Origin of the sequence: Nocardia sp. NPDC004654, assembly GCF_040609595.1 — a bacterium.
Classification (GTDB): Bacteria; Actinomycetota; Actinomycetes; order Mycobacteriales; family Mycobacteriaceae; genus Nocardia.
This window is the reverse complement of record NZ_JBEXKI010000006.1, coordinates 123,447-147,351: the sequence shown is the minus strand read 5'-3', so window position 1 is coordinate 147,351 and position 23,905 is coordinate 123,447. Positions and strand designations below refer to the sequence as shown.

The 23,905-nt window shown below is 69.6% G+C and carries 22 protein-coding genes and 1 pseudogene; 10 read left to right on the top strand and 13 right to left on the bottom strand.

Annotated features, from left to right (window positions below; translation table 11 throughout):
- Window positions 1–222 precede the first annotated feature (222 nt).
- From ABZV58_RS21090 to ABZV58_RS21065, 6 genes and pseudogenes are all read right to left on the bottom strand, one after another.
- A pseudogene (locus tag ABZV58_RS21090) lies at window positions 223–492 on the bottom strand (DivIVA domain-containing protein); the annotation flags it as partial.
- A gap of 88 nt (window positions 493–580) precedes the next feature.
- A complete protein-coding gene (locus ABZV58_RS21085) occupies window positions 581–1,717 on the bottom strand; it encodes an Mrp/NBP35 family ATP-binding protein (RefSeq protein WP_355001850.1) in 1,137 nt (378 codons plus the stop codon).
- A 19-nt stretch (window positions 1,718–1,736) separates the two neighbouring features.
- The gene (locus ABZV58_RS21080; protein WP_355001849.1) at window positions 1,737–2,576 is read right to left on the bottom strand and encodes a lytic murein transglycosylase; all 840 of its coding nucleotides are present in this window, start codon (window positions 2,574–2,576) and stop codon (window positions 1,737–1,739) included.
- A gap of 121 nt (window positions 2,577–2,697) precedes the next feature.
- A complete protein-coding gene (locus ABZV58_RS21075; protein ID WP_355001848.1) occupies window positions 2,698–3,963 on the bottom strand; it encodes a lytic murein transglycosylase in 1,266 nt (421 codons plus the stop codon).
- A 359-nt stretch (window positions 3,964–4,322) separates the two neighbouring features.
- The gene (locus tag ABZV58_RS21070; RefSeq protein WP_355001847.1) at window positions 4,323–4,949 is read right to left on the bottom strand and encodes a DUF1003 domain-containing protein; all 627 of its coding nucleotides are present in this window, start codon (window positions 4,947–4,949) and stop codon (window positions 4,323–4,325) included.
- Window positions 4,942–6,225 (bottom strand): CBS domain-containing protein, encoded by a 1,284-nt coding sequence (locus ABZV58_RS21065; RefSeq protein WP_355001846.1) that lies wholly within the window; start codon window positions 6,223–6,225, stop codon window positions 4,942–4,944. The genes ABZV58_RS21070 and ABZV58_RS21065 overlap by 8 nt, the downstream gene beginning before the upstream one ends.
- A 26-nt stretch (window positions 6,226–6,251) precedes the next feature.
- On the opposite strand from ABZV58_RS21065, the gene ABZV58_RS21060 reads away from it, so the two are divergent.
- Genes ABZV58_RS21060 through ABZV58_RS21050 form a run of 3 tightly spaced genes read left to right on the top strand, consistent with a single transcriptional unit; the run spans window position 6,252 to window position 8,295 of the window.
- Window positions 6,252–7,208, top strand: coding sequence for a CoA ester lyase (locus tag ABZV58_RS21060; protein ID WP_355001845.1), 957 nt, complete (start codon window positions 6,252–6,254; stop codon window positions 7,206–7,208).
- Between the two features lie 12 nt (window positions 7,209–7,220).
- A complete protein-coding gene (locus tag ABZV58_RS21055) occupies window positions 7,221–7,712 on the top strand; it encodes a general stress protein (protein WP_067788497.1) in 492 nt (163 codons plus the stop codon).
- 4 nt (window positions 7,713–7,716) lie between these two features.
- Window positions 7,717–8,295 (top strand): suppressor of fused domain protein, encoded by a 579-nt coding sequence (locus ABZV58_RS21050; RefSeq protein ID WP_355001844.1) that lies wholly within the window; start codon window positions 7,717–7,719, stop codon window positions 8,293–8,295.
- Between the two features lie 6 nt (window positions 8,296–8,301).
- Here ABZV58_RS21050 and ABZV58_RS21045 read toward each other — a convergent pair whose 3' ends face one another.
- The gene (locus tag ABZV58_RS21045; RefSeq protein ID WP_355002208.1) at window positions 8,302–9,360 is read right to left on the bottom strand and encodes a magnesium and cobalt transport protein CorA; all 1,059 of its coding nucleotides are present in this window, start codon (window positions 9,358–9,360) and stop codon (window positions 8,302–8,304) included.
- Between the two features lie 101 nt (window positions 9,361–9,461).
- Between ABZV58_RS21045 and ABZV58_RS21040 the strand changes: the two genes are divergently transcribed.
- The 4 genes from ABZV58_RS21040 (at window position 9,462) to ABZV58_RS21025 (ending at window position 13,941) form a co-directional block, all read left to right on the top strand.
- Complete coding sequence (locus ABZV58_RS21040; protein WP_355001843.1) at window positions 9,462–10,316, top strand: PHP domain-containing protein; 855 nt, start codon at window positions 9,462–9,464, stop codon at window positions 10,314–10,316.
- Window positions 10,313–10,579: a hypothetical protein gene (locus tag ABZV58_RS21035; protein WP_355001842.1), complete on the top strand. Its 267-nt coding sequence runs from the start codon at window positions 10,313–10,315 to the stop codon at window positions 10,577–10,579. The genes ABZV58_RS21040 and ABZV58_RS21035 overlap by 4 nt, the downstream gene beginning before the upstream one ends.
- 49 nt (window positions 10,580–10,628) lie before the next feature.
- Window positions 10,629–12,308: an FAD-binding protein gene (locus ABZV58_RS21030; RefSeq protein ID WP_355001841.1), complete on the top strand. Its 1,680-nt coding sequence runs from the start codon at window positions 10,629–10,631 to the stop codon at window positions 12,306–12,308.
- A gap of 445 nt (window positions 12,309–12,753) precedes the next feature.
- Window positions 12,754–13,941 (top strand): NADP-dependent malic enzyme, encoded by a 1,188-nt coding sequence (locus ABZV58_RS21025; protein ID WP_355002207.1) that lies wholly within the window; start codon window positions 12,754–12,756, stop codon window positions 13,939–13,941.
- A gap of 115 nt (window positions 13,942–14,056) precedes the next feature.
- Here ABZV58_RS21025 and ABZV58_RS21020 read toward each other — a convergent pair whose 3' ends face one another.
- The 5 genes from ABZV58_RS21020 to ABZV58_RS21000 form a co-directional block, all read right to left on the bottom strand.
- Window positions 14,057–14,482 (bottom strand): CBS domain-containing protein, encoded by a 426-nt coding sequence (locus ABZV58_RS21020; protein WP_355001840.1) that lies wholly within the window; start codon window positions 14,480–14,482, stop codon window positions 14,057–14,059.
- A 190-nt stretch (window positions 14,483–14,672) separates the two neighbouring features.
- Window positions 14,673–15,377, bottom strand: coding sequence for an ABC transporter permease (locus tag ABZV58_RS21015; RefSeq protein ID WP_355001839.1), 705 nt, complete (start codon window positions 15,375–15,377; stop codon window positions 14,673–14,675).
- Window positions 15,374–16,036 (bottom strand): ABC transporter permease subunit, encoded by a 663-nt coding sequence (locus ABZV58_RS21010; RefSeq protein WP_355001838.1) that lies wholly within the window; start codon window positions 16,034–16,036, stop codon window positions 15,374–15,376. Before ABZV58_RS21010 ends, ABZV58_RS21015 begins: the two co-directional genes overlap by 4 nt.
- A gap of 46 nt (window positions 16,037–16,082) precedes the next feature.
- Window positions 16,083–17,252 carry an ATP-binding cassette domain-containing protein gene (locus ABZV58_RS21005; RefSeq protein ID WP_355001837.1) on the bottom strand — a complete coding sequence of 390 codons (1,170 nt, stop codon included), beginning with the start codon at window positions 17,250–17,252 and terminating at the stop codon, window positions 16,083–16,085.
- 25 nt (window positions 17,253–17,277) lie between these two features.
- Window positions 17,278–18,210 carry an ABC transporter substrate-binding protein gene (locus ABZV58_RS21000; protein WP_355002206.1) on the bottom strand — a complete coding sequence of 311 codons (933 nt, stop codon included), beginning with the start codon at window positions 18,208–18,210 and terminating at the stop codon, window positions 17,278–17,280.
- 177 nt (window positions 18,211–18,387) lie between these two features.
- On the opposite strand from ABZV58_RS21000, the gene ABZV58_RS20995 reads away from it, so the two are divergent.
- From ABZV58_RS20995 to ABZV58_RS20985, 3 genes are all read left to right on the top strand, one after another.
- Window positions 18,388–19,287 carry a glycine betaine ABC transporter substrate-binding protein gene (locus ABZV58_RS20995; RefSeq protein WP_355001836.1) on the top strand — a complete coding sequence of 300 codons (900 nt, stop codon included), beginning with the start codon at window positions 18,388–18,390 and terminating at the stop codon, window positions 19,285–19,287.
- A gap of 369 nt (window positions 19,288–19,656) precedes the next feature.
- Window positions 19,657–20,337, top strand: coding sequence for a helix-turn-helix transcriptional regulator (locus ABZV58_RS20990; RefSeq protein ID WP_355001835.1), 681 nt, complete (start codon window positions 19,657–19,659; stop codon window positions 20,335–20,337).
- A 50-nt stretch (window positions 20,338–20,387) separates the two neighbouring features.
- On the top strand, window positions 20,388–21,860 hold the full coding sequence (locus tag ABZV58_RS20985) for an MFS transporter (protein WP_355001834.1): 1,473 nt from the start codon (window positions 20,388–20,390) through the stop codon (window positions 21,858–21,860).
- A gap of 173 nt (window positions 21,861–22,033) precedes the next feature.
- On the opposite strand, the gene ABZV58_RS20980 is transcribed toward ABZV58_RS20985, so the two are convergent.
- Window positions 22,034–23,824: a molybdopterin-dependent oxidoreductase gene (locus ABZV58_RS20980; RefSeq protein WP_355001833.1), complete on the bottom strand. Its 1,791-nt coding sequence runs from the start codon at window positions 23,822–23,824 to the stop codon at window positions 22,034–22,036.
- Window positions 23,825–23,905: the final 81 nt, after the last annotated feature.

Below are 23,905 nucleotides of genomic sequence, written 5' to 3'. Positions count from 1 at the left end.
CGCCGTGCGCTCGGTGTCGTCGCGGGAGGTGACCATCGCGTCGGGACGCGCGGAATTCCCGGCGTCGAGACGCGCGGAACCCCCGGCGTCGGGGCGCGCCGAATTCCCAGGGTCGGGACGCGCCGAATCCGCGGTGTCGCGATGCGGTGCCGGGGTCTCCTGACGGGACGCCGCCGCTTCCGCGCTCGCCTTGCTCATCCGCGGCGTCTCACCGCGGGCATGGGCCAGTTGCAACTGGAGTTCGTCGATGCGCGCGGCGAGCCTCGCCAACGCCCAGTCCACCTCGCCCGCCTTGTAGCCGCGTACCACCTGCTGGAACCGCAGCGCGCGCACGTCCGCGCCGGTGATGCCCTCGGCGGGCAACACGGTGGCCGTCGTGCCCTCGGGCAGCGGACCGAGTTCCTCCCCGCGCCCGAAGACCGCACTCGCGAGCAGGAACAGCACCGCGGCCACCAGGCCGACGATCAGCACGTACAACAGCAGCGTGAGCATGACACGAGCTTATTCCGCCGCTCCGACATGCTTGTTCACGACCGAGCGCTAACCCGAGGACGGAACCGACGCGGCGCGGGAGGCGCGGTTACAGGTGCCGCGTGGTGTCGATGCCGAGCGACATACCGGCCAGCCCACGGCGGCGCACCGCGAGCTTGTCGGCGACCTCGATCAGCGCCTTGGCCGACGCGCTGTCCGGATCGCTCAGCACGATCGGCGTGCCTTCGTCGCCCGCCTCGCGCAGCTTCTGTTCGATCGGGATCTGACCGAGCAGCGGGACGGTCGCGCCGACCGCGCGGGACAGGCTGTCGGCGACGGTCTGCCCGCCGCCGGAGCCGTAGAGCTCCATGCGGCTGCCGTCCGGCAGGTCCAGCCAGGACATGTTCTCCACCACACCCGCGATCCGCTGCCGGGTCTGCAGCGCGATCGAGCCCGCCCGCTCGGCGACCTCGGCGGCCGCGAGCTGCGGGGTGGTGACGACCAGGATCTCCGCGTTCGGGATCAGCTGGGCGATGGAGATGGCCACGTCACCGGTGCCCGGCGGCAGGTCGAGCAGCAGGATGTCCAGATCGCCCCAGAACACGTCGGCGAGGAACTGCTGCAGCGCGCGGTGCAGCATCGGGCCGCGCCACACCACGGGCGTGTTGCCCTGGGTGAACATGGCGATCGAGATGACCTTCACGTCGTGCGCGACCGGCGGCATGATCATCCGCTCGACCTGGGTCGGCCGGGAGTCGGTGCCGAGCATGCGCGGCACCGAGTGTCCGTAGATGTCGGCGTCGAGTACGCCGACGGACAGGCCGCGCGCGGCCATGGCGGCCGCGAGATTGACCGTCACCGAGGACTTGCCGACGCCGCCCTTGCCGGACGCGACCGCGTACACGCGGGTCAGCGAGCCCGGCTGGGCGAACGGGATGACCGGATCGGCGGAGTCGCCGCGCAGCTGCTTGCGCAGGGTGGTGCGCTGCTCGTCGTTCATCACGTCGAGGTCGACGGAGATCGCGCCGACACCGGGGACGTCGGCCACCGCCTTGGTGACCCGCTGGGTGATCTCCGTACGCAGCGGGCAGCCCGCCGTCGTCAAGTAGACCTCGACATGGACATTGCTTTCGGCGTCGATGGCGACGCTTTTCACCATGCCCAGTTCGGTGATCGGTTTGCGGATCTCCGGGTCGTCGACCTTCGCGAGCGCACCCCGTACATCCGTTTCCGTTACCACTGGCATAACGGAAATTTTAGGCGGGTCAGATCCGAGGCAACTGCGCGGGCTTCGGTGCGACCCCCGAGCCGTACGAATTCGCCCACGCCATGACGTTGGCGACGTAGGCCATCGAGTTGTTGTAGCGCAGGATTGCGCGGGACTGCTGGGCCGGGTCGCTCATGTTCAAGCCGCCTGCGCACAGGTACTTGCCCGCCGTGAGCGCGGCGTCGTAGAGGTTCTGCGGGTCGGCGATGCCGTCGCCGTTGCCGTCGGCGGCGTAACGCTTCCAGGTCTCGGGCAGGAACTGCATCGGGCCGACCGCGCGGTCGTAGCCGCCGAGTCCGTCGAGGGCGCCGTCGTCGCTGTCGTGGATGACGTTGTTGCCCGCGAGCGAGCCGTCCAGCACGGGGCCGTAGACCGGGCTGAGCGGATTGCCGTCGGTGTCGGCCTTGCCGCCGAACGCGTGGGTGGACTCGACGCGGCCGATGCCGGCGAGCAGGTTCCACGGCATGTTGCACGTGGGGTTCTCCGCGTCCAGCGTGCGCTCGGCGTTCTGGTAGGCGGCGATCGCGACGCCCGGCACGCCGAGCGCTCCGGCGGGCAGATCGGCCTTCGTCCGATCGGCGGACAGCGCAACGGTTTTCACGACTGGCGGGGCGACGGAACGCTGCTCGGCCATGGCGTGCGCGACCAACTCGATCGAGTCGACGGGCTTGGCGGCGAGCGCGTCCTGGTCGTCGGGGATCTGCTGAACGGCGGCCTGATCGGAGTCCAGATCGGATGCGGCGGCGCAGGCCACGAATCCGGCGGGAACCAATCCGGTCAGTGCGATTACGGAGCCGCGCCTGACGGTGTTAGGCGATTGCTTGCGGTGACGCCCCACGGTGTGGTGACCCTCCTCGGTTACACAAAGGCTCGCTGACGAGCCCTTCGTGGACGAAGGAGAGGCTACCGTATTCGAGATCTTTTTGTTACTGCTTCGTGATCTGGATTCGGGTTTGGTCTCAGCCCTGCGGCGGAGCGGGCGGCAGCGGGATCACGATGCCGAACGGCAGTGTGATGCCGGGCTGTTCGGTCGGGGCGGGCGCGGCGGGCGCGGGCTCGGGGGTCGTGGCGACCTCCGGCTCCGGGTTCGGCTGCTGCGGGGTGTTCGGCTGCTCGGGGGCGTTCGGCTGGACGGGTGGATTCGGCTGCGCCGGGTTGGGCGCGGGAGCGGGAGCATCCGGCATGGGCGCGGGCAGGGCCTGCACCTGCGGTGCGCACGCCGGATACGGCTGCGGTTGCCGAGCCTCGGCCCGGGCGGGATCCTCGGCGCGTGCAGGGTCCTCGGCCAGCGCGGAGTCGTTCGGATCGAGTGGATCGGCGCCGAATTCCTGTCGCGGGCCGAGCGGACGTCCCGACTCGCCGGGGCGTGGCATCGGCGCGGGCACCGCGACCTGCGAGCACGGGTTGGCGGGCGGCGGCGGTGGCGGGCAGAAGATTCCGCACGGGATCGGCGGCAGGCCGGGGATCGTGATCATCACCTGGGCCGGCGCGGGGGCGGGCGCGGCGGGCGCCGTCGACGGAGGCTGGTCCGCGGGCGAGGTGGGGGTCGGCAGGGTCCTCTCGACCGCGCTCATGTCCGGGTTCGCGGCGATGATCGGCGCCGAGCCGGGCGGAACCAGCTCCGGCGAGATGGTGACCTGGCTCGGTCGGCCGCCGGTGCGGTAGGCCGTCGACCAGCTCAACACGTTGGCCGCGTAGGACATCGAGTTGTTGTAGCGCAGCACCGCCCGTAGCTCTTGCGCGGGATCGCGTAGGTCCAACCCGCCCGAGCACAGGTACTTGCCCGCGCCAAGCGAGGCGTCGAAGACGTTGTGCGGGTCGGAGACTCCGTCACCGTTGCCGTCGGCGGCGTACAGACTCCAAGTCCCTGGCAGGAATTGCATGGGGCCGATCGCCCGCACGTATCCGCCGTCCGTGGCCTTGATGACTTCGTTGCCCGGCAACGTGCCGTCCAGCGCCGGTCCGAAGATCGGGGTCACCGTCGTGCCCGCCGCGTCGGTGCGACCGCTTCCGGCGTGTCCGGACTCGATCCGCCCGATCCCCGCGAGCAGGTTCCACGACAACCCGCACCCCGGCATCGAGGACTGCATCGCCAGTTCCGCGTTCCGGTACGCGGCGAGCACGATCTCCGGAATGCCCAGTGCCCCACCGACCGCGGGCAGCGTGACGTCGTGCAAGGGGATCGTGCCACCGAACATCGGCAGCCCGTCCTTCAGCGGAGTCATTGCTCGAAGTTTGCGGGGCGTCTCCGGTGTGACCGGCAACAGACCTACTGTCCGAGACAGAGGGCCTTCTAGGTCGGTGTCCGTGCCGTTGCCGGCGCCGCCCTGACCGCTGGACGCGGCGAGCCGCGCCTCCGGCGCCTGCGGCGGCGCACTCGCGGTCGTGTTGTGGGGCGCCGAGCCGGAGGCGACCAGACCTGCGACAACGAGGGCCGACATGGTTATCGGAGCGGAAACTCGCATTCGGCCACACCAATCCTCTACGTCATGGGTGCGGTGTCCGGGACATCCCACACCCCGGCCCGCTCAGGACAACGTTGTCCAGGTTACCCAGCGGTCAGAAGGTTGTTGAGCATTTCCGGTCAATCATCAGCAACGGGCGGCGAAACCTGAACCTGGGACTGCTTTCCACCGGAGGTTTTCTTGCGATTCGCCTTGCCGGACTTCAACTCACGCGGCGTGTTGCCGTCCTGGCCCGACGCCTCCTCGATGCGGTCGAGAACCTCACGCATCTCCTCCAATTCGCGGCGCAGATAGTCACGAGTCGCCACCTCGCCCACCGCGATACGGAGCGCTGCGAGTTCGCGGGCGAGGAATTCGGTGTCCGCCTTGGTCTGTGCGGCGCGCATCCGGTCCTCTTCCAGCGCCACCCGATCGCGGTTGTCCTGACGGTTCTGCGCCAACAGGATCAGCGGCGCCGCGTAGGCGGCCTGCGTGGAGAACGCGAGATTCAACAGGATGAACGGGTACGGATCCCAGCGCAGCGCGACGACGAAGACGTTGAGCAGGATCCAGATGATCACCACGATCGTCTGCAGCGCGAGATAGCGTCCGGTGCCCAGGAATCGGGCCACCCGCTCGGAGCTGCGCGCCAATGCCTCGGCGTCCCAGTCGAATCGGAAACGGGACTCGACCGGCGTCTCCAAGCGCTGCCGCGCCGAGCCCGGCCCCACTCTCCCGACGCCCGCCGCCGGGTTCTTCTCACTCATGCGCCGCGACTCCTTCGTGCTGCTCTTCCTCGCGCCAGTCCTCCGGCAGCAGATGGTCGAGCACGTCGTCGACGCTGACGGCGCCGAGCAGATGGTTCTCGTCGTCCACCACCGGACCGCAGACCAGGTTGTAGGTGGCGAAATACCGGGTCACCGCGGAGAGCGGCACCTCGGCGCGCAGCGGAGCGAGATCGGCATCGATGATGCCGCCGACCAGATGCGCGGGCGGTTCGCGCAGCAATTGCTGGATGTGCACGCAGCCTAGGTAGGGCCCGGTGGGCGTGGCGGTCGGCGGGCGGACCACGAAAACCATCGAGGCGAGCGCGGGCGTCAGGTCCGGATTGCGCACCCTGGCCAGCGCCTCCGCGACCGTGGTCGAGGGCGTCAGCACCACGGGCTTGGTCGTCATCAACCCGCCCGCGGTGTCGGGGGAGTGCGCGAGCAGCCTGCGCACCGGCTCGGATTCCTCGGGATCCATCATCGCCAGCAGCGATTCACGTTCCCCCGTCGGCAGTTCGCCGAGCAGGTCGGCCGCGTCGTCCGGGTCCATCGCCTCGAGCACGTCGGCGGCGCGGCGCACCTCGAGGTGGCCGAGCAGGTCGACCTGATCGTCGTCGGGCAGTTCCTGCACCACGTCGGCCAGTCGCTCGTCGTCCAGCGCCTCGGCCACCTCGATGCGGCGCTTCTCCGGCAGCTCGCGCAGCAGGTGCGCGACGTCGGCGGGCCGCAAGCCCTCGAACTGTTCGAGCAACTGGGTGACGTCCTGGCCCGGCCTGCCGATCTCGTACGGGGTCAGACCCGACACCGTCGTCCAGTCGACGACGTGCACGGTGCGCCGCCGTCCGATGCGCCGGTGTCCGCGCACCGCGACCCGGGAGACCCGCCAATCCCTGGTCCTGGTCAGTTCGATGCCGAGATCGACGACGAAGACGTCGACGCCCGCGAGGTCGGGCAGATCCGGATCGTCCACCCGCACCTTGGAATCCACGATCTGCGCCAGCGCCAGCATCTCGCCAGGTCGTTGCTGGAAACGGCGCAGGCTGACGGTGCCGGTATTGAGCGTGACATTGCCCGGTTCGATCGTGGTCACCCGCAACATCGGCACGAAAATCCGGCGCCTGCTCGGCAATTCGACGACCAGTCCGTGTACGCGCGGTACCTGACGGTCGTAGCGGATCGCCACGACCGCGTCGCGGACCCGGCCGATAGACTCCCCGTCCGGTCCCAGCACCGCCAGGCCGGCAAGCCTGGCGACGTACACCCTGGTAGCTGCCATGCTTGCCAGACTAGACAGGAGGCTCCATGAAGCCGCGCCGATCGGTGCTCGCCGTGCCGGGCAGCAACCCCAAGATGATCGAGAAGGCCAAGGGGCTGCCGGTCGACGAAGTCTTCCTGGATCTGGAGGACGCGGTCGCGCCGGTCGCCAAGGCCGCCGCCCGCGCCAATATCGTGGCCGCGCTGAATCAGCCGGGCTGGGGCACGCAGCTGCGCGTGGTGCGGGTCAACGACTGGACGACCGAATGGACCTACTCCGACGTGATCACGGTCGTCGAGGGCGCGGGCCGGGCCATCGACGCGATCCTGCTGCCGAAGGTCACCGACGCGGGCCAGGTGCGCGCGCTGGATCTGCTGCTCACCCAGGTGGAGAAGGCCAACGGGTTGGAGGTCGGGCGGATCGGCATCGAACCGCAGCTGGAAAACGCGATGGGCCTGCGCAATATCGATGAGATCGCGACCGCGAGCCCGCGCGTCCAGGCGCTGGTCTTCGGCCCGGCCGACTTCATGGCGAGCATCAACATGCGCACCCTGGTGGTCGGTGAACAGCCCGAGGGTTACGACACCGGCGACGCCTACCACCACATCCTGATGACCATCCTGCTCGCCGCGCGCGCCCACGGCCTCCAGGCGATCGATGGCCCCTACTTGCAGATTCGCGACGTCGACGGTTTCCGCAGGGCCGCCGCGCGCACCGCCGCGCTCGGCTTCGACGGCAAGTGGGTGCTGCACCCCGGCCAGATCGACGCGGCCAATGAGATCTTCAGCCCGCGCCAGGCCGACTACGACCGGGCCGAGGAAATCCTGGACGCCTACGCCTTCCACACCTCCGCCGCGGGCGGCGCGCGCGGCGCTGTCATGCTCGGCGACGAGATGATCGACGAGGCCAGCGCCAAGATGGCCCAGGTGATCGCCGAGAAGGGGCGCGCCGCCGGAATGACGCGCACCACGCGTTTCACATCACCGAACGGCCGCTCGGAATAGCAGAATGGAGCCATGACGAATCCCTTGGGGAACACGAACCGCGCCCGCCAGGGGTTGCCGACCCCGCCGTCGGGCTGGCCGGTGGGCTCCTATCCGACCTACGCCGAGGCGCAGCGCGCGGTCGACTATCTGGCCGACAACCAGTTCCCGGTGCAGGACGTGACGATCGTCGGCGTCGACCTGATGCAGGTCGAACGGGTTCTCTACCGCCTGAACTGGGGCAAAGTGATCGGCGGCGGCGTGGTCTCCGGCGCGTGGCTCGGCCTCTTCCTCGGCCTGCTGCTGAGCCTGTTCACCACCAGCGGCGCGTTCGGCCCGCTGCTGGTCGGCCTGGTCGGCGGCATCATCTTCGGCGTCATCTCGACCTCGATTCCGTACGCGGCCACCAAGGGTCAGCGCGATTTCGCCTCCACCATGCAGTTGGTGGCCGGTCGCTACGACGTGCTCTGCGACCCGAAGTCGGCCGAGCAGGCGCGGGACATGCTCGCGCGGTTGGCGATCTGAACGCATGAACGTGATGGACAGGGTCCGCACCGGCGTGCTCGACCACTACGGCGTGCCCGAAAGCGGCGTGGATTCGGCCTCGGTGACGTTCCTGGGGCTTGAGCCGATCGAGATCCTGCGCATCGTCGACGGCGACGTCGTGCACTACGCGACGCTCGGCGGCTCGCGCCACCCGATGGGCGATCCCGGTGACCTGCACGCCGATCCGATACGCGGCCCGCGCGCGGAGCTGGTGCTGACGCTGCGCTCCGGCACCGCGATGCCTGGGCTGCCCAAGGCACTCGGCATCCTGGTCGCCACGCCCTCCGTGGAAGGCGTTGTGCTGCAAGCCGACGCGCTGCTCGATCTCGGGGAGCCGATGTGGCAGGGCTCGACGTTCACCGCGGCGCTGCTCGGCGACAGCGAGATACCGCAGATCGTGCTGCCCGAGCCCGCCGAGCCGGTCAAGTACCTGACGGTGACGCCGGTGACCGCGACCGAGGCGGCCTGGGTGCGGGTGCGCGGTGCGCAGGCACTGCGCGACGCGTGGACCGAAGCGGGCATCGACGTGCGGGATCCGGGTCGCGGTGCGGCGACGCTGTAGCGGCGGTCAGAGCCAGTTGTTGCGGCGGAACGTGATGAACAGTCCGATGCACACCGCCAGGACCAGCAGCCACCATACGCCGTAGCTGTAGGTCCACCTCAGTTCCGGCATGTGGTCGAAGTTCATGCCGTAGACACCCGCGACCATGGTCGGGACCGCCGCGATGGCGACCCATGCCGAGATCTTCCGCATGTCGGTGCTCTGCTGCATGGTGATCTTGGCCATGGCGGCGCCGACCAGTTCGCTGAGCGATTCGTCGAAATCGGAGATGCGCTCGGCGACGGTCGTGTGGTGGTCGGACACATCACGCATGTAGCGCCGAATCTCCTTGGGCACCGGCAGATCCGGGTTGTGGGCCAGCAGTCGTAGCGGCGCGGCGAGTGGGTTCACCGCGCGACGCAACTCCACCACTTCGCGCTTGAGCTGGTAGATCGACTCGATGCTGACGTGGTCGCGCGGGGTGAAGACCGCCTCTTCCATCTCGTCGATGTCGTTCTCCACCAGCGCCGCCACCTCGATGTAGGAGTCGACGACGTGGTCGGCCACCGTGTGCAGCACCGCGTACGGGCCGTGGCTCAACTGGTCGGCGCGGTCCTCGAGTTCGCGGCGCACCCCCGCGAGGCCGGTGTGCTCGCCGTGCCGGACTGTCACCGCGAAATCCGGTCCGGTGAACACCATGATGTCGCCGGTCTCGACGATCTCGCTGACGCTGTCCATTTCGTGCGGCACATAGGAGACCGTGCGCAACACCAGGAACAGCGTGTCGTCGTAGCGTTCCAGCTTGGGCCGCTGGCGGGACTTGACCGCGTCCTCGACGGCGAGCGGATGCAGGTCGAAGGTGGAAGCGATATCGGCCATCTGCGTCTCGTCCGGATCGTGCAGCCCGAGCCACACGAAGCCCGTCCCGCGCGAGCGGACTTCGGCCAGCGCCTCGGCGTGGGTGAACCGCCCCGGCAGCCGCTGCCCGTCGACGTAGACGGCGCAGTCGACGATGGCGCGCGCGGTGGGAACCGGAATGCGCGGCCGCGGCATCGCCGCGCGGCCCTGCCCGCGGAAAGACGGCATGGGCGGGATGGATGGCACGACGACGATGGTAGAGGCCGCGGCCGGTCGAGGCCGTCGGCTGCCGTGCCCGCCGCGGATCACGCACTGTAAGACTGGAGGACGTGCGCATCGACCTGCATACCCATTCGACCGCGTCCGACGGCACCGACACCCCCGCCGAACTGGTGCGGAACGCGGCGGCCGCCGGTCTGGACGTGATCGCGATCACCGATCACGACACCACGGCCGGATGGACCGAGGCGGTCGACGCGCTACCGAAGGGCCTGACCCTGGTACGCGGAATGGAGATGTCGTGCGTCGGTCTCGGTGAGGACGGCTGGCCGGTGCCGGTGCATCTGCTCGCCTACCTCTTCGATCCGACCGACCGTGGTTTCGCAGAGGAGCGCGAGCGGCTGCGTGCCGAGCGGGTGGACCGGCTGCGCGCGATGGCCGAGCGGATGGCCGCCGACGGACTGCCCATCGACCCGGACGCGGTGCTCGCCTCCGCGGGCCCCTCGGCTGGGCGGCCGCACCTGGCGCGCGCGTTGGTCGAGGCGGGTGTGGTGCCGAGCGTGGACGCCGCCTTCACCGAGCTGCTCGCGCCGCGCGGTCCGTACTACGCGGAGAAGGCCGACACTCCGCTGCACCGCGCCGTCGAGATGATCGCGGGCGCGGGCGGGGTCAGCGTGCTCGCCCACACCAGGGCCCGCAAGCGGGGGCGGCTGCTCGCCACCGACGACATCCGCGAGCTGGCCACCCTCGGGCTCGGCGGCCTGGAGGTCGACCATCCCGACCATTCCGCGTCCGATCGCGCGGTGCTCACCGGCCTGGCCGAGGAACTAGGCCTGCTCACCACCGGCTCGTCGGACTACCACGGCGCGAACAAGACCATCCGTCTCGGTGAATTCACCACCGACCCAGCGCAATTCGAGGAGCTCGCGGGCAAGGCGACGGGCGTGCCCGTGATCACGTCGTGAGATATCTGCGTGCGATCAGCGGCGTGGTCGCCGCGGGCACGGTGTTGCTGACGCTGGTCGTGGTCGGCGCGGCGTTGATCGGCGGGCAGCGCGGCTTCCCCGGCCCGGGCACGGAATCGGTAACCTGGCATCTGATCGCCTCGGCGACAGTGCTTGCGGCGCAGATGTTTTCGGATAGGCATCGGGGTTTTCTCGCCTTTTTCGGGTCCGCGGTAGTTTTCTTGGTCACCGGTGTATTGCTTTGGACACAGTGGTGGGGCTGATAGTCCGGTACTGGTTGCGGCCGGGTGAATTGTGGCCGAACATTTTCTTGTGAGTGAGATCGAGACGGATGTGCTGGTTCTCGGCGGCGGCCCCGCCGGAGCCTGGGCGGCCGTCTCGGCTGCCGCCCGAGGGGCGAGGGTGGTGCTCGTCGACAAGGCCCGTTGCGGAAGCAGCGGGCCTTCTGCGTTCGGGAGCACCACGGTCTGGAACATCCCACCCGGCGCGGCCAGGGACGCGGCGGTCCGCCGATCGCACGCGGACGGCGGACACCTCGGCGATCCGGAGTGGCTCGACCGGGTTTTCGACGAGACGCACCGGCGGATCGAACAGCTGGTCGGCTGGGGCTACCGGTTCCCCGACGACCCGCGCGGCGGCTCGCCGCGAGTTCGCATGGACGGCGCGGGATACCTGCGCCGGATGCGCCGCACCGTGATCGAGGCGGGAGTGCGCGTCCTCGATCACCATCCCGCGTTGCAGTTGCTGCGCGACGGCGACGGCGTAATCGCGGGTGCGGCGGGCGTGCAGCAGAACGACGGTTTCGGTTCCTGGACGATCCGCGCGGGCGCGGTGGTGGTGGCCACCGGCGGATGCGCGTTCCTCTCGGGTGGCGCGGGGACCGACGTGGCCACCGGCGACGGTCTGCTGCTCGCCGCCGAGGTGGGCGCGCGACTGTCCGGCATGGAATTCTCCAGCGCCTATTCCCTCGGCCCCGCGCTGAATTCGTTCACACCCGCCATTCATCCGAGTTTCGCCTCGGGTCTCGCGCTGCGTCTCGGGACGCTCTACGACGAGAACGGCGACGTCGTCGCGGGCGGTCGGCACGGGGCGTTCGCGGCCATCGCCGACGGGCGGCGGGTGTTCGCCGCGCTGGAGGACGTGCCGGAGACGGCGCGCCACTGGCTCGCCAGGCAGGGCGCGGTCGACCGATTCCGGCGGGTGCCGCTGCACGCGGTGCTCGAGGGAACGGTGCGCGGAACGGGCGGCCTGGCGCTCACCGGTCCGGACTGCGCGACCACGGTGGCGGGGCTGTACGGCGCGGGCGACGCGACGAGTCGCGAGGTGGTCACCGGCGCGGTGAGCGGAATCGGCGGTCACAGCGGAGCGTGGGCCATCGCGTCCGGCGTGTGGGCGGGCGCGGGCGCCGCCCGTTTCGCTCGGAAGAGGGGCCCGGTGCGCGCGGTGCGTCCGGTGCCCGGCGCGGGCCTCGCCGCGCGGGCGCGCATCGATCCGCGCGCGATCGTCGGACTGGTTCAGGAGCACACGCTGCCGCTGCGCCGTAGTTATTGGCGCAGCGCGGGCAGCCTGCGGGACAGCATCGCCGAACTCGACGGCATGTGGCCCGGCGCGGCGTACGCCCTCGGCGGCATCGGCGCCGATCGGGTGCGCGCCAGGCAGGCCGCGGCCCTGCTCGCGGTGGCCAGATGGACCAAGCACAGCGCGCTGGCACGCACCGAGACCCGCGGCATGCACCGGCGCACCGACCACCCCGACGCGGGAGCCGAGTGGCGAGTCCACTTGATGTCGGGTGGGATGGACAGCGTCTGGGTGAGCGCCGAACGATCGCGGCGAGTACCGTCGGAGCCCGCGCCCATCGTGCGCGCGCCGTCCGTCGTGCGCGGCCAGGTGCCGGTCGGCTCGGAGCCCGCGCCGGGACTGCCCGAGATCCCGCGGATCGTCCCGGACCAGCGGGGGCCGGACCTCACACCGCCCGACCGTCTGGCGATATGACAACTCACCGCCGCCTGATGTGCGGATGCGAGTTTCCCCTAACTTCGGGGTAATTACAGCCACCTACCCTCGGAATATGACGCGCAACCGGGATCCGACACACCGGTTTGGCAAGTCATCGGACCGGCTGGCAGAATGTGTCGGATTCCCCTCCTACGCCACCGCCGGGTTCGGGAATCACGGTGCTCCGAGCCGCGCAACGTACCGTTGTGCCCCGAGGATCGCCCCGCATGTTCCGTCCGGACCCACCCGTCCGGCTCCCGCTCTGCGGATCAGTGCAGCGCCACGTCTCGAGCTGATCATCGGGTTTCGACACCGCAATCCCGACTCGAAACGTCCCGGTCAGCGCACTCGATGAGCGGTATGAATCACCTATTACGAAATACCCGGCGGTAACCGTCCCCCGGTTCAGCCCGACCCGAGCAGGAGTGAAATCGTGTCACCTGTGACTGACGCACCGAATGCCACCGCGAGTTTGTCCGAAATCACCAACGACGAAATCTTCGCTGGACACCTCGGCGGCAAGCTCTCGGTCGAGCTCTCGGCTCCGCTGGAGACGCAGCGCGACCTCTCCATCGCGTACACGCCCGGCGTCGCTCAGGTCAGCCGCGCGATCGCTCAGGACGAGACGCTCGCCAAGCGATACACCTGGACCGACCGGCTGGTGGTCGTGGTCAGCGACGGCACCGCCGTGCTCGGCCTCGGTGACATCGGCCCGCGCGCCTCGCTGCCGGTGATGGAGGGCAAGGCCGCGCTGTTCAAGAAGTTCGCCGGACTCGACTCCATCCCGATCGTGCTGGACACCAAGGACGTCGACGAGATCGTCGAGACCCTGATCCGGCTGCGCCCCAGCTTCGGTGCGGTCAACCTGGAGGACATCTCCGCGCCGCGCTGCTTCGAGATCGAGAAGCGCGTCATCGAGGCGCTCGACTGCCCGGTCATGCACGACGACCAGCACGGCACCGCGATCGTGGTGCTCGCCGCCCTGAACGGCGCGGCTCGCGTGCAGGGACGTGACATCAGCGGTCTGAAGGTCGTGGTGTCTGGCGCGGGCGCGGCGGGTATCGCGTGCACCAACATCCTGCTCGCCGCGGGTGTGCAGGATGTCACCGTGCTCGACTCGAAGGGCGTCGTGAGCCGCGATCGCGCCGACCTGAACGAGGTGAAGGCCGACCTGGCCCAGCGCACCAACCCGCGCGGACTCACCGGCGGCGCCGCCGAGGCGCTCGCGGGCGCGGACGTGTTCCTGGGGCTCTCCGCTGGCCTGATCGCCGAGGAACTCATCGCCTCGATGGCGCCGGAGGCGATCGTGTTCGCCATGTCCAACCCGGACCCGGAGATCCACCCCGACGTGGCGCGCAAGTACGCCTCCATCGTCGCGACCGGCCGTAGCGACTTCCCGAACCAGATCAACAACGTGCTCGCCTTCCCCGGCGTGTTCAAGGGCGCGCTGGACGCCGGCGCCCGTCGCATCACCGAGGGCATGAAGATCGCCGCCGCCGACGCCATCCTGAGCGTGGTCGCCGACGAACTCGGCCCCGACAAGATCGTCCCCAGCCCGCTCGACCCGCGGGTCGCCCCGGCCGTCGCCGAGGCCGTCGCCGCCGCCGCGCGTGCGGAGGGCGTTGCGTAACAACTGATTACGCAATCACAGGGCGCCCCGTTCAACGGCGAACGAGGCGCCCTGCGTCGTTTTGCGCGCAGCTAGTCGTCTGCGCCCGGTGGTTGTTTGCCGCATCCTGCGACGGTCAGTGCGGCACGGAAACGGCCGAGATGAATTCGGCCAGCTGGGCGTCGGTGACGTTCCTGGCCAGGTCTGATTCGCAGATCATGCCGACGAGGCGCTTGTTCTCGATGACCGGCAGCCGCTTGATCTGGTTCTGCTCCATCATGTCCAGCACCTGCCGCAGTTCGGCGTCGGCGTCGACCCAACGCGGGGTGCCCTTGGCGAGATCACCGGCGCGGACGCGGCCGGGATCGTGTCCCTCGGCGATGCAGTGCACGACGATGTCACGATCGGTCACCATGCCGACCAAGCGGTCGTTCTCGCAGATCGGCAGCGCGCCCACGTCCAGGTTGCGCATCAGTTGAGCGGCGCGGTCGAGCGTTTCGTCCGCGGGGATACACGTGGCATCGGCGTGCATGATGTCGCGTGCCTTCATCGGTGCGTTCATGCTCACGGCAATCCTCCTGTCTCGGGTTGGGGTGCCCGTAGGACTCGAGGTTGCGCAGGGTCTCGACACGGTGTGCCACAGTCGCGTCGAGCGCGTGCACGGCTGACGACTCCTACGGCCACAGTCATCGTGACCTAGATCACACTCGTGGTCAAGGCGTCTATCCGCGCTCGCTACGGGAGTGCGGTCGTCACCGTGCGGCTTGCGGCACGTCGTCCTGGGCCGGTGTCCTGCGCAGCCGACCGGTCCCGGGCGTCGTCGCCCAGACCACGAGCGCGAGCAGCCCGTCCAGCAGCATCGCCAGCGCGGCCACCAGCAGCGCGCCCACCAGCACCCGGTCGTATCGGTGCAGGCCGAGCCCGTCGAAGATGTAGCGGCCGAGCCCGCCGAGGTTCACGTACGCCGCGATCGTCGCGGTGGCCACCACCTGGAGGGTGGCGCCGCGCAGGCCGTTCACCACGATCGGCATGGCGTTGGGGACTTCCACCCGGAACAGGATCTGCCGCTCCGTCATGCCCATAGCCCGCGAGGCGTCGACCACGTCGGCGGGTACGTTGGCCACGCCCGCGTACGCGCCGGCGAGCAGCGGCGGGATGCCGACGGTGAGCAGCGCGAGCAGCGGCGGAATCAGGCCGAGGCCGAGCAACAGCACCAGGAAGGTGAGCAGGCCGAGGGTGGGCAGCGCGCGCATCGCGTTGGCGAAGCCGACGAGCACCGCGGCGCCCCGCCGTCGATGGCCGATGACGAGGCCCAGCGGCACCGCGATCAGCGCGGACCCGGCCACGGCCAGCAGCGTGTACCAAAGATGTTGCGCCAAGCGGAATTCGATGCCGGTGGGACCGCCCCAGTTGGCGCCGTCGGTGAAGTAGTGCCAAGCGTCGACGAACAGGTTCACGCGCGCGCCCCTCGCCTGGTTCGCCCGTCGGCCCTGGTCCACGGCGTCGCCCAGCGCCCGAGCAGGTACACCAGCCGGTCGAAGACGAGCGCGAGCGCCAGCGTCACGATGATGCCCGCCACGATCTCGTCCGGGTAGTCGCGCTGATAGCCCTGGGTGAACAGCTTGCCGAGACCGCCGACGCCGATCAGCGCGCCGACCGAGACCATCGCGATATCGGTGACCACCACGACGCGCAAGTTCGACACGAAAACCGGTATGGCCAAAGGCATGTCGACGGTCAGCGTGCGCCGCAGCGGCCCGAATCCGACGGCGTCGGCGGCGTCGACCACGGCGGCGGGCACCGAGTCCAGCGCCACCGGCACCGCGATGACCAGCAGCGCGGTCGAGTAGATGGTCAACGCGATGATCACGTTCCACGGGTCGATCGCCGAAATGCCCACCAGCGGAGGGATTATGACGAACAGCGCGAGCGAGGGCACGGTGTAGGCCAGGCTCGCCGCGGTGACGGTGATCCGCCGCAGCCACGGGATTCGCCGGATCACCGCGCCCGCCGGGATGGCGATCACCAGACTGAACAGCAAGGGCAGCAAGGCGAGATACAGGTGCGTCTTGGTGATCTCGAGGATCTCGGAGAAGTTGTCGATCAGGTATCGCACGCGGTCTCCCGCTCCTCGACCGGACCCGGGACGAAGTCGGCGCGGTTCACGAACCGGTCCCGTCGCCGTCGGAAAGCCCCTGCTCGTTGGCGATCCGGTGGCGTTCGACGTCCTCCGCGCCGCGCTGTTCGGCGAGCTGGGCGATCACCTCGGTGGCGAGTACGCCGCCCCGCAGCAGACCGGAATCGTCCACGGCCACACCGATTCCGGATGGCGAGGAGATGGCGGCGTCCAGCGCCTGACGCAGGTCGCCGGTGGGGGTGAACAACGAACCGCCCGCCGACATGCAGTCCGCGAGCGGCCTGCCCGCCCGCCGCGCTTCGACGGCGGTCGCGTCGACCCAGCCGAGCGGCTTGACCGCTTCGTCCACCACGAGCACCCAGTCGCCCTGCTCCAGACGCAGCGCGCCGACCGCGCCCGCGGTGGCGGTCGGAATGTCGTGCAGCGGAACGTCGTCGGCCGAGCGGAAGGAAAGACCGCGATAACCACGATCGCGACCAACGAACTCGGCGACGAAATCCGTTGCGGGACCAGCGAGCACGCGCTGCGGCGGATCGTACTGCTGGAGCACGCCGGCGCGGCCGAAGACCGCGAGTCGGTCGCCGAGGGTGATGGCCTCGTCGATGTCGTGGGTGACGAACACGATGGTCTTGTGCAATTCGGCTTGCAACCGCCGCATTTCGCTTTGCAACTCGGCGCGCACCACCGGGTCGACGGCGCTGAACGGCTCGTCCATCAGCAGGATCGGCGGGTCGGCGGCCAGCGCCCGCGCCACGCCGACTCGCTGCTGCTGACCGCCGGAGAGCTGCGCGGGGTAGCGCCGGGCCAAGCCGCGGTCCAGGCCCACTCGGTCCAGCACTTCGAGCGCCGCCTTGCGCGCCGCCCGCCGCGAGTCGCCGCGCAGCACCGGAACTGTCGCGACATTGTCCAGCACGGTGCGGTGCGGCAGCAGGCCGCCGCTCTGGATCACGTAACCGATGCCGAGGCGGAGCCGGACCGGATCCGCGGTCGAGATGTCTTGTCCGGCAACGGTGATCGTGCCCGCAGTGGGTTGGATCATCCGGTTGATCATCCGCATCGAGGTGGTCTTGCCGCAGCCGGACGGTCCGACGAACACGGTGAACGAGCCGGATTCGATGTGCAGATCGAGGTCGGTGACGGCGTGCGTGCCGTCCGGATAGGTCTTGCTGACGCCGCGGAACACGATGTCCGACACTGCTGCCCTCCCTTCACCCGCGGGCTCACCCGACGGGTGTGTTCAACCCCTGCGCCGCGACCCATGCCTTGGCGGCCGCCGCCGGTTCGGTCTTGCTGCTGCCCGACACGGCCTCGTTCAGCTCGATCAGCTCCTCGGTGGTGAGTTTTGCCGAGACCGCGTTGAGCGCGGCCACGGCCTTGTCGGACTTCTTGGCGGAGTTGAACAGCGGAATCACGTTCTGCGCCGGGAAGTTGTGCTTCGGGTCCTCCAGCACCACGAGATCGTTCTCGGCGATCGCGGGGGAGGTGGTGAAGATGTTGGCCGCGGTCACCTGCCCCTCCACCAGCGCGCGCACGGTGGCCGGACCGCCGCCGTCGGCGATCGGGACGAAGTTGTTCGCGGCGATGTCGAGACCGTAGTTCTCCTTCAGGCCGGGCAGGCCGCCCTGCCGTTCCTGGAATTCCGCGGGCGCGCCGAACTTCACCTCGGCCGAATGCGCCGCGAGATCGGCGATGGTGCGCAGGTTCCAGCGTTCGGCGGTGGCCTCGGTGACCACTACCGCGTCGGAGTCCTGGCCGGGCGCCGGTGCGGCGGTGGCCAGCTGGTCGCCGAGCGCGCCCGCCAGCGCGGCCTCGACGTCGGCGGCGCTGGTCGCGGTCGAGTCGTTGTCCAGGTACTGCAACAGGTTCCCGGTGTACTCGGGAATCACCGAGATCGCGCACTGGCGCAGCGCCGGAATGTAGGCCTCGCGGCTGCCGATATTGAGCCGGGTGTCCACTTGGAAGCCGTTGATCCGCAGCACCTCCGCGTACACGTGGGCCACGGTCTCGGACTCCGGGAAGTTCGCCGAGCCGACGATCAAGCTCTCGCCCGCACAGTCGCCGTCGGCGGCGAGCGGATCGGAATCGCCGCAGGCGGACAGGATCATGCCGACGGCGAGGAGTGTGGCGGCGGCGAAAAGCTGGGAGGCGCGCAGCGCGAGCCGCAGCGCCGATCGCCCGGCAAGGGGGGTGATCGTGGTCTTCACGGGAGTCCTTCCGGCAGATGCGGACGGTGCGTGCGGCCTTGGCCGGACGGGCACCGGTACATTCTGGTTGTCCATACTGCCCGCAACTGGGTGTTTCTGTCGGCTGTAGTCGTCTTCGGAGAGTTGGTGTCGCCGGTGGTTCTGGCCGCGTCGAGGCGGGTGCTTGCCCGGGTGCTGGTCGTCGCGGCCGCGGCGGCGACGGTCGTATCCTGCGGAGACGACGATGCCGGTCCGCCCTTCGTGGTCGGCGCGGGAGACGCGGTCGAATCGCGGGTGCTCGCGGAGATCTACGCCGGTGCGCTGTCCAGGACCGGGCTGCCGGTTGCCGTGCTGCCGGATCTCGGTGCGCGGGCCGAATATCTGGCCGCACTCGACGCCGGTCGGGTCGCGCTGGTCGGTGAGCACACCGGCGAGCTGCTGGCCCACTACAACAGCGGGTCCGCCGCGCGCACACCTTCCGACGTGGTCAAGGATCTGAATCGTTCGCTGCCGGAGGGTTTGGTCGTCTCGGATCCGGCCGACGGGACCGATCTGCGGCCGCGGGTGCTCGTCACGGCGGAGGCCGCGCGTCGGGACGACGTGGATTCGGTCGCCGAGCTCGTGCCGCGGTGCGCGGAGCTGCGGGCCGGGCTGGCACCCGCGCCGGATGTGTCGCGTGGTCCCGCGGTGGCGCAGGTGGCGGGGTGCGACTTCGCGGGGGAGACGCCGTTCGCCGATGCGGAGGCACTGCGAAACGCTCTGCTGGACAATTCGATTCAAGCGGGCGTGGTCGGTGGACCGTCCGCGCTGACGGCCCCGGTCACCGAGGGGCTGACGGTGTTGACCGATGCCGACTACGCGGTTCGCGCCGAGAACGTGGTGCCGGTGTTCCGCAAGGGGCTGCTCGACGATCAGCGCGTTCGGAAGTTGAACTATGTGGCGGGGGAGCTCACGACCGACGAGTTGGTCGACATGATCCGGCGGGTTCGGGACGGCGCTGCGGCGGGGGAAGTCGCGCGAGCCTGGTTGGACGCGCACGGATTGTAGGCGTCGCGCCGCCGCCGTCGTCGTCCTGTGCGCGGTGTCTTATCGGGCGTGCTCGCCGGGACCGCCGGTTTCGTTCGTCACGTCGCTTCGGCTGGGATCGGTCGGTTCGCCGCTGTCTCGGGGTGTCGCGCGCTTCCGCCGCTCGGCATGACGGACTCGGCGGCGGGTAGTCGAGTCGCGTCCATGTGGTGCCGCTGATCACACGTTCACTGGCGTTTCACACTCTTGCCTCACTAATGCTCCGGGCCGTATATTCCAACTGGAGTATTCAGTGTGGAGCATGTCGGAGCCCGCGACTACCGTGCGCGTTCAGGTTCGGCGGCTCGTCTCCCGCGGCGCGGCGGGTGGATTCCAGCGGGAGGTGATCACATGGGCGAGGCACGTCCGACGTTGACCGCGTTGGCGGTCTCGGTGCTCGCGCTGGTCGAGGAGCGGCCGATGCATCCGTACGAGATGTATCAGCTGATGCTGCGGCGGGGCGAGAACCTGGTCGTGAAGCTGCGGCCGGGTTCGCTCTATCACACCGTGGCCCGGCTGGCCGACCAGGAACTGGTGTGCGCCGAGGGCGTCGACCGCGCGGGCAACCGCCCCGAGCGCACCATCTACCGGATCACCGCGTCCGGGCGTGCGGCGCTGCGCGCCAGGATCGCCGAGATACTGCGGTATCCCACCCGGGAATACCCGCTCTTCCCCGTCGCGCTGGGCGAAGCGCACAACCTGCCGAAGGACGAGGTGCTCGCGCTGGTGCGCGAACGCGTCGCGCACCTCGAGAACGATCTCACCGACCTCGCCACGATGGCCGAGTGGGCCCGCGCCCACGAGGTGCCGCGCCGCTACTGGATTGTGCTGCCTTATCTGCGCGCCACCGTCGCGGCCGAGCACGCGTGGCTGGTCGGCTTCCTCGACGAAGTCGCCGGCGGCGCACTCGAGTGGGAGGAGTTCGACCCGCGCACCGGCGAACGGCTCGACGGGCCCGAACACCCCTGGGGTGACGGCACCCCTCCGACACCGCCGCCCACACCGCGGCGCCCGACTGGGTGGTCGCCGTGACCTCGACGACCGACCGCAGCCGACGACCCTCCTGGAGAGGAACGAAATCCATGTCCACCCAACGCAATCCGTGGCCGGCGCTGTTGGCGCTGGTGATCGGCTTCTTCATGATCCTGCTGGACATGACGATCGTGGCGGTCGCCAACCCGGCGATCATGCGGGATCTCCAGGCCGACATCTCCCAGGTCATCTGGGTCACCAGCGCCTACCTGCTGACCTACGCGGTGCCGCTGCTGGTCACCGGCCGCCTCGGTGATCGCTACGGGCCCAAGAACATCTACCTGATCGGCCTCGCGGTCTTCACCGCCGCCTCGCTGTGGTGCGGGCTGTCGCACACCGTCGGCATGCTGATCGCGGCGCGCGCCCTGCAAGGCCTCGGCGCCGCGCTCATGACGCCGCAGACCATGGCGGTGATCACCCGCACCTTCCCGCCGGACAAGCGCGGCGCGGCCATGGGTCTGTGGGGCGGCGTCGCGGGTCTGGCCACCCTGGTCGGCCCGATCCTTGGCGGCGTGCTGGTCGATGGGCTGAGCTGGGAGTGGATCTTCATCGTCAACGTGCCGGTCGGCATCATCGCCTTCGTATTGGCGGTGTGGCTGGTGCCCGCGCTGCCGACGAACCCGCACAAGTTCGACATCCCCGGCGTGCTGCTCAGCGGCGTCGGCATGTTTCTGCTCGTGTTCGGCATCCAGGAGGGCAACACTTACGACTGGTCGGCCCGCATCTGGCTGACGATCTGCGCGGGTCTGGTGGTGCTCGGCCTGTTCGTGCTGAACCAGGCGCGCAATACCGGCGAGCCGCTGGTGCCGCTCGCGCTGTTCCGTGACCGCAACTTCGCGCTGTCGAACGTGGCCATCGCCGCGATGGGTGCGACGGTCGTCTCGGTGATGGTGCCCGCGTACTTCTATCTGCAGGCGGTCCGGGAGATGTCGCCGACCAGGTCGGCGCTGGTGTTCGCGCCCATGGCCATCGTGACCGGCGTGTTCGCGCCGTTCGTCGGCAAGTTCGCCGACCGGCTGCACCCGCGCGTCGTGCCGACCCTCGGCTTCGCGCTGTTCGCGGTCTCGATCTTCTGGTGGTCGGCGATCATGACGCCGGACTCGAACCTCGCGTGGTTCCTGGTGGCCGCCGCGGTGGCCGGTTTCGCCAACGCCTGCATCTGGGCGCCGCTGGCCGCCACCGCCACCCACAACCTGCCCGTTCAGCAGGCCGGCGCGGGCGCGGGCATCTACAACACCACCCGCCAGGTCGGTTCGGTGCTCGGCAGCGCCGCCATCAGCGCCCTGATCGCGGCCCGCATGTCCGCCAACGGACTCGCGGGCGGCGCGCCCACCGCGGAAGGCGTCGGCCACGGCCCCATTCCCCCGCAGATCCTGGGCGAATTCAGCTCCGCTCTCAGCGAATCCATCCTCCTCCCCGCCGCCATCCTGCTGATCGGCGTCTTGGCCTCGGCCCTCTTCATCCGCCACGGCGCGGCCACCCCCACCGACGAACCCACCAAGGTCGACACTGTCAAGGCCTGACTCTCGGCTGACCGTCGCATCCCGGAACTCCGAGATGCGGCGGTCAACGTACGAGCCCGGAAAGTCCTTCCCAGTCCACCTTCAAACGCACGGGCATATCGATGATCTCGGTCCCGCCCGGCTCCAGCACGACGTGCGGCCGGTACTGGGTCAGCGGTGGTCCAGCACGAAGATCAGCCGATGGTGAGCGTCAGGGTGGGGTGGCCGGTGGCGCCGTCGGGGATGACGTCGCGGCGGTCGGCGGTTTGGGTTTCGCCGGTGCCGTCGGTGGCGCGGGCGCGGAGGGTGTGGGTGCCGGGGGTGGCGTCCCAGTCGTACACCCATTGGCGCCAGGTGTCGATGGACTGTTCGGTGGACAGGCGGGCGGGGCGCCAGTCGCCGTCATCGATCTGGACTTCGACGGCGGTGATGCCGCGGTGCTGGGCCCAGGCCACGCCCGCGACGGGGACGCGGCCGGGTGGTCGGCGAACGCGGCCGCGCGGTGTGTCGATGCGGGTGCCGGTCTTGATCGGGCCGTGGGCCGACCAGCCGCGGCGGGTCCAGTACGCGGTGGCGCGGTCGAACCGGGTGACCTCGAGTTCGGTCACCCATTTGGTGGCAGAGACGTAGCCGTAGAGGCCGGGCACCACCAGCCGGGCCGGGTAGCCGTGGGAGACCGGCAGCGGTTCGCCGTTCATGCCGACCGCGAGCAGGGTGTCGCGGCCGTCGGTGAGCACGGCCAGCGGGGAGCCCGCCGTCCAGCCGTCCTTGCTGCGGGAGAGCACCATGTCGGCGTCGGCATGCGGACCGGCCTCGGCGAGCAACTCATCGAGGCGGTAGCCGCGCCACAGCGCGTTCCCGATCAGATCGCCGTTCACCGGATTCGAAACGCAGGCCAGCGTGATCAGCCGCTCCACGACCGGCCGCCGCGCGAGATCCGCCCAGCCGATGCGGATTTCGCGGTCCACCATGCCGTGGATGCGCAGCGACCAGTCCTCGATCGACACCTGCGGAAGGAACAGCGCCGTGTCGATCCGATAGAAGTCGTCGTTGGCGGTGATGTACGGCGTCAGCCCGGGCACCCGCAGATCGGCGTCGGGCAGCAAGGAGATCCCCGGCTCGGTCGGTCTCGGCAGTACCACCGCCGCCCGCTCTGCGGAGACATCCCCGCGCCGGGCTCCGAACAACCGCCCACCCACTCCGGCCAGCACCGCCACACCCCCGGTGACAGCCAGCCCTCGCAACAGATCCCGCCGCTGCGGTCCCGTTGTGCGGCTGGAACCGTCCCCTGCTTCGCTGGGCGGGTCGGCGGGGGTGTCGGCCCTCGCGGCCGCGGCGGTGTCCGTGTGAGCCGCGGTTCCGGCATCGCTGCGCGTCGAACCCGGTGCCTGCAACCGATCGGCACGTTCGGGCGCATCCGAGTCGGACTGTGCGCCAGAGGTTTCGGATGCGATGCTCGCGGTGGAGCCGGGGTGAACCTGAGGGGATAACGGTGATGGGGAAGTCGTGCGGCCGGACGGTGGCGTGGCCGGTGCGGACACTTCGGATGGTGCGCCGGGAAACGCGTCAGCGATCTGCTCGGTCAGCACGCGGAGCGCGTAAACGCCTGCGGCCACGCCGATTACGGTAGGTATCGCGGCGAGAAAACCGTAGCGCTCGGCCGCGAGGAAGGCGGCGACCAAGCCGAAGAAGACGAGCAGCGTGGAGCCTGTCGCGCGATCGACGCGTTCGAGTGCGCCCGCGAGACCCGCGACGAGAACCGCGGCAATCCCCATGCAGACGAAAAGCACCGTCTTGTCGGCCGTACCGAACGTGCTGATCGCCCATTCGCGCAGTCCGTCGGGGGTGTGGTCGACCACGGTCGAGCCGAGCACATACATCGGCGCGCTCTCCGACCTGATGAACGCCGCGACAAGCTCCGCCACGCCGAGCGCCAACCCGGCGGACAGTATCCCGGCAGCTACCCGCCACCGCAGTACGGCCATGCCGCGAGCCTACTGCGCCCACCCCGCCCGCGCCCGACCCGAAGTCCACCGACCACGATTTCGCTCGCGTCGACCGGGCGG

Bases quoted from the DNA above. Each gene is read 5' to 3' on its own strand.
- ABZV58_RS21060 (WP_355001845.1), top strand. From the start codon at position 6,252: ATGAAGCCGCGCCGATCGGTGCTCGCCGTGCCGGGCAGCAACCCCAAG.
- ABZV58_RS20985 (WP_355001834.1), top strand. From the start codon at position 20,388: ATGTCCACCCAACGCAATCCGTGGCCGGCGCTGTTGGCGCTGGTGATC.
- ABZV58_RS21085 (WP_355001850.1), bottom strand. From the start codon at position 1,717: ATGCCAGTGGTAACGGAAACGGATGTACGGGGTGCGCTCGCGAAGGTC.
- ABZV58_RS21065 (WP_355001846.1), bottom strand. From the start codon at position 6,225: ATGGCAGCTACCAGGGTGTACGTCGCCAGGCTTGCCGGCCTGGCGGTG.
- ABZV58_RS21050 (WP_355001844.1), top strand. From the start codon at position 7,717: ATGAACGTGATGGACAGGGTCCGCACCGGCGTGCTCGACCACTACGGC.
- ABZV58_RS21070 (WP_355001847.1), bottom strand. From the start codon at position 4,949: ATGAGTGAGAAGAACCCGGCGGCGGGCGTCGGGAGAGTGGGGCCGGGC.
- ABZV58_RS21075 (WP_355001848.1), bottom strand. From the start codon at position 3,963: ATGACTCCGCTGAAGGACGGGCTGCCGATGTTCGGTGGCACGATCCCC.
- ABZV58_RS21055 (WP_067788497.1), top strand. From the start codon at position 7,221: ATGACGAATCCCTTGGGGAACACGAACCGCGCCCGCCAGGGGTTGCCG.
- ABZV58_RS21020 (WP_355001840.1), bottom strand. From the start codon at position 14,482: ATGAACGCACCGATGAAGGCACGCGACATCATGCACGCCGATGCCACG.
- ABZV58_RS20990 (WP_355001835.1), top strand. From the start codon at position 19,657: ATGGGCGAGGCACGTCCGACGTTGACCGCGTTGGCGGTCTCGGTGCTC.
- ABZV58_RS21045 (WP_355002208.1), bottom strand. From the start codon at position 9,360: ATGCCGTCTTTCCGCGGGCAGGGCCGCGCGGCGATGCCGCGGCCGCGC.
- ABZV58_RS20980 (WP_355001833.1), bottom strand. From the start codon at position 23,824: ATGGCCGTACTGCGGTGGCGGGTAGCTGCCGGGATACTGTCCGCCGGG.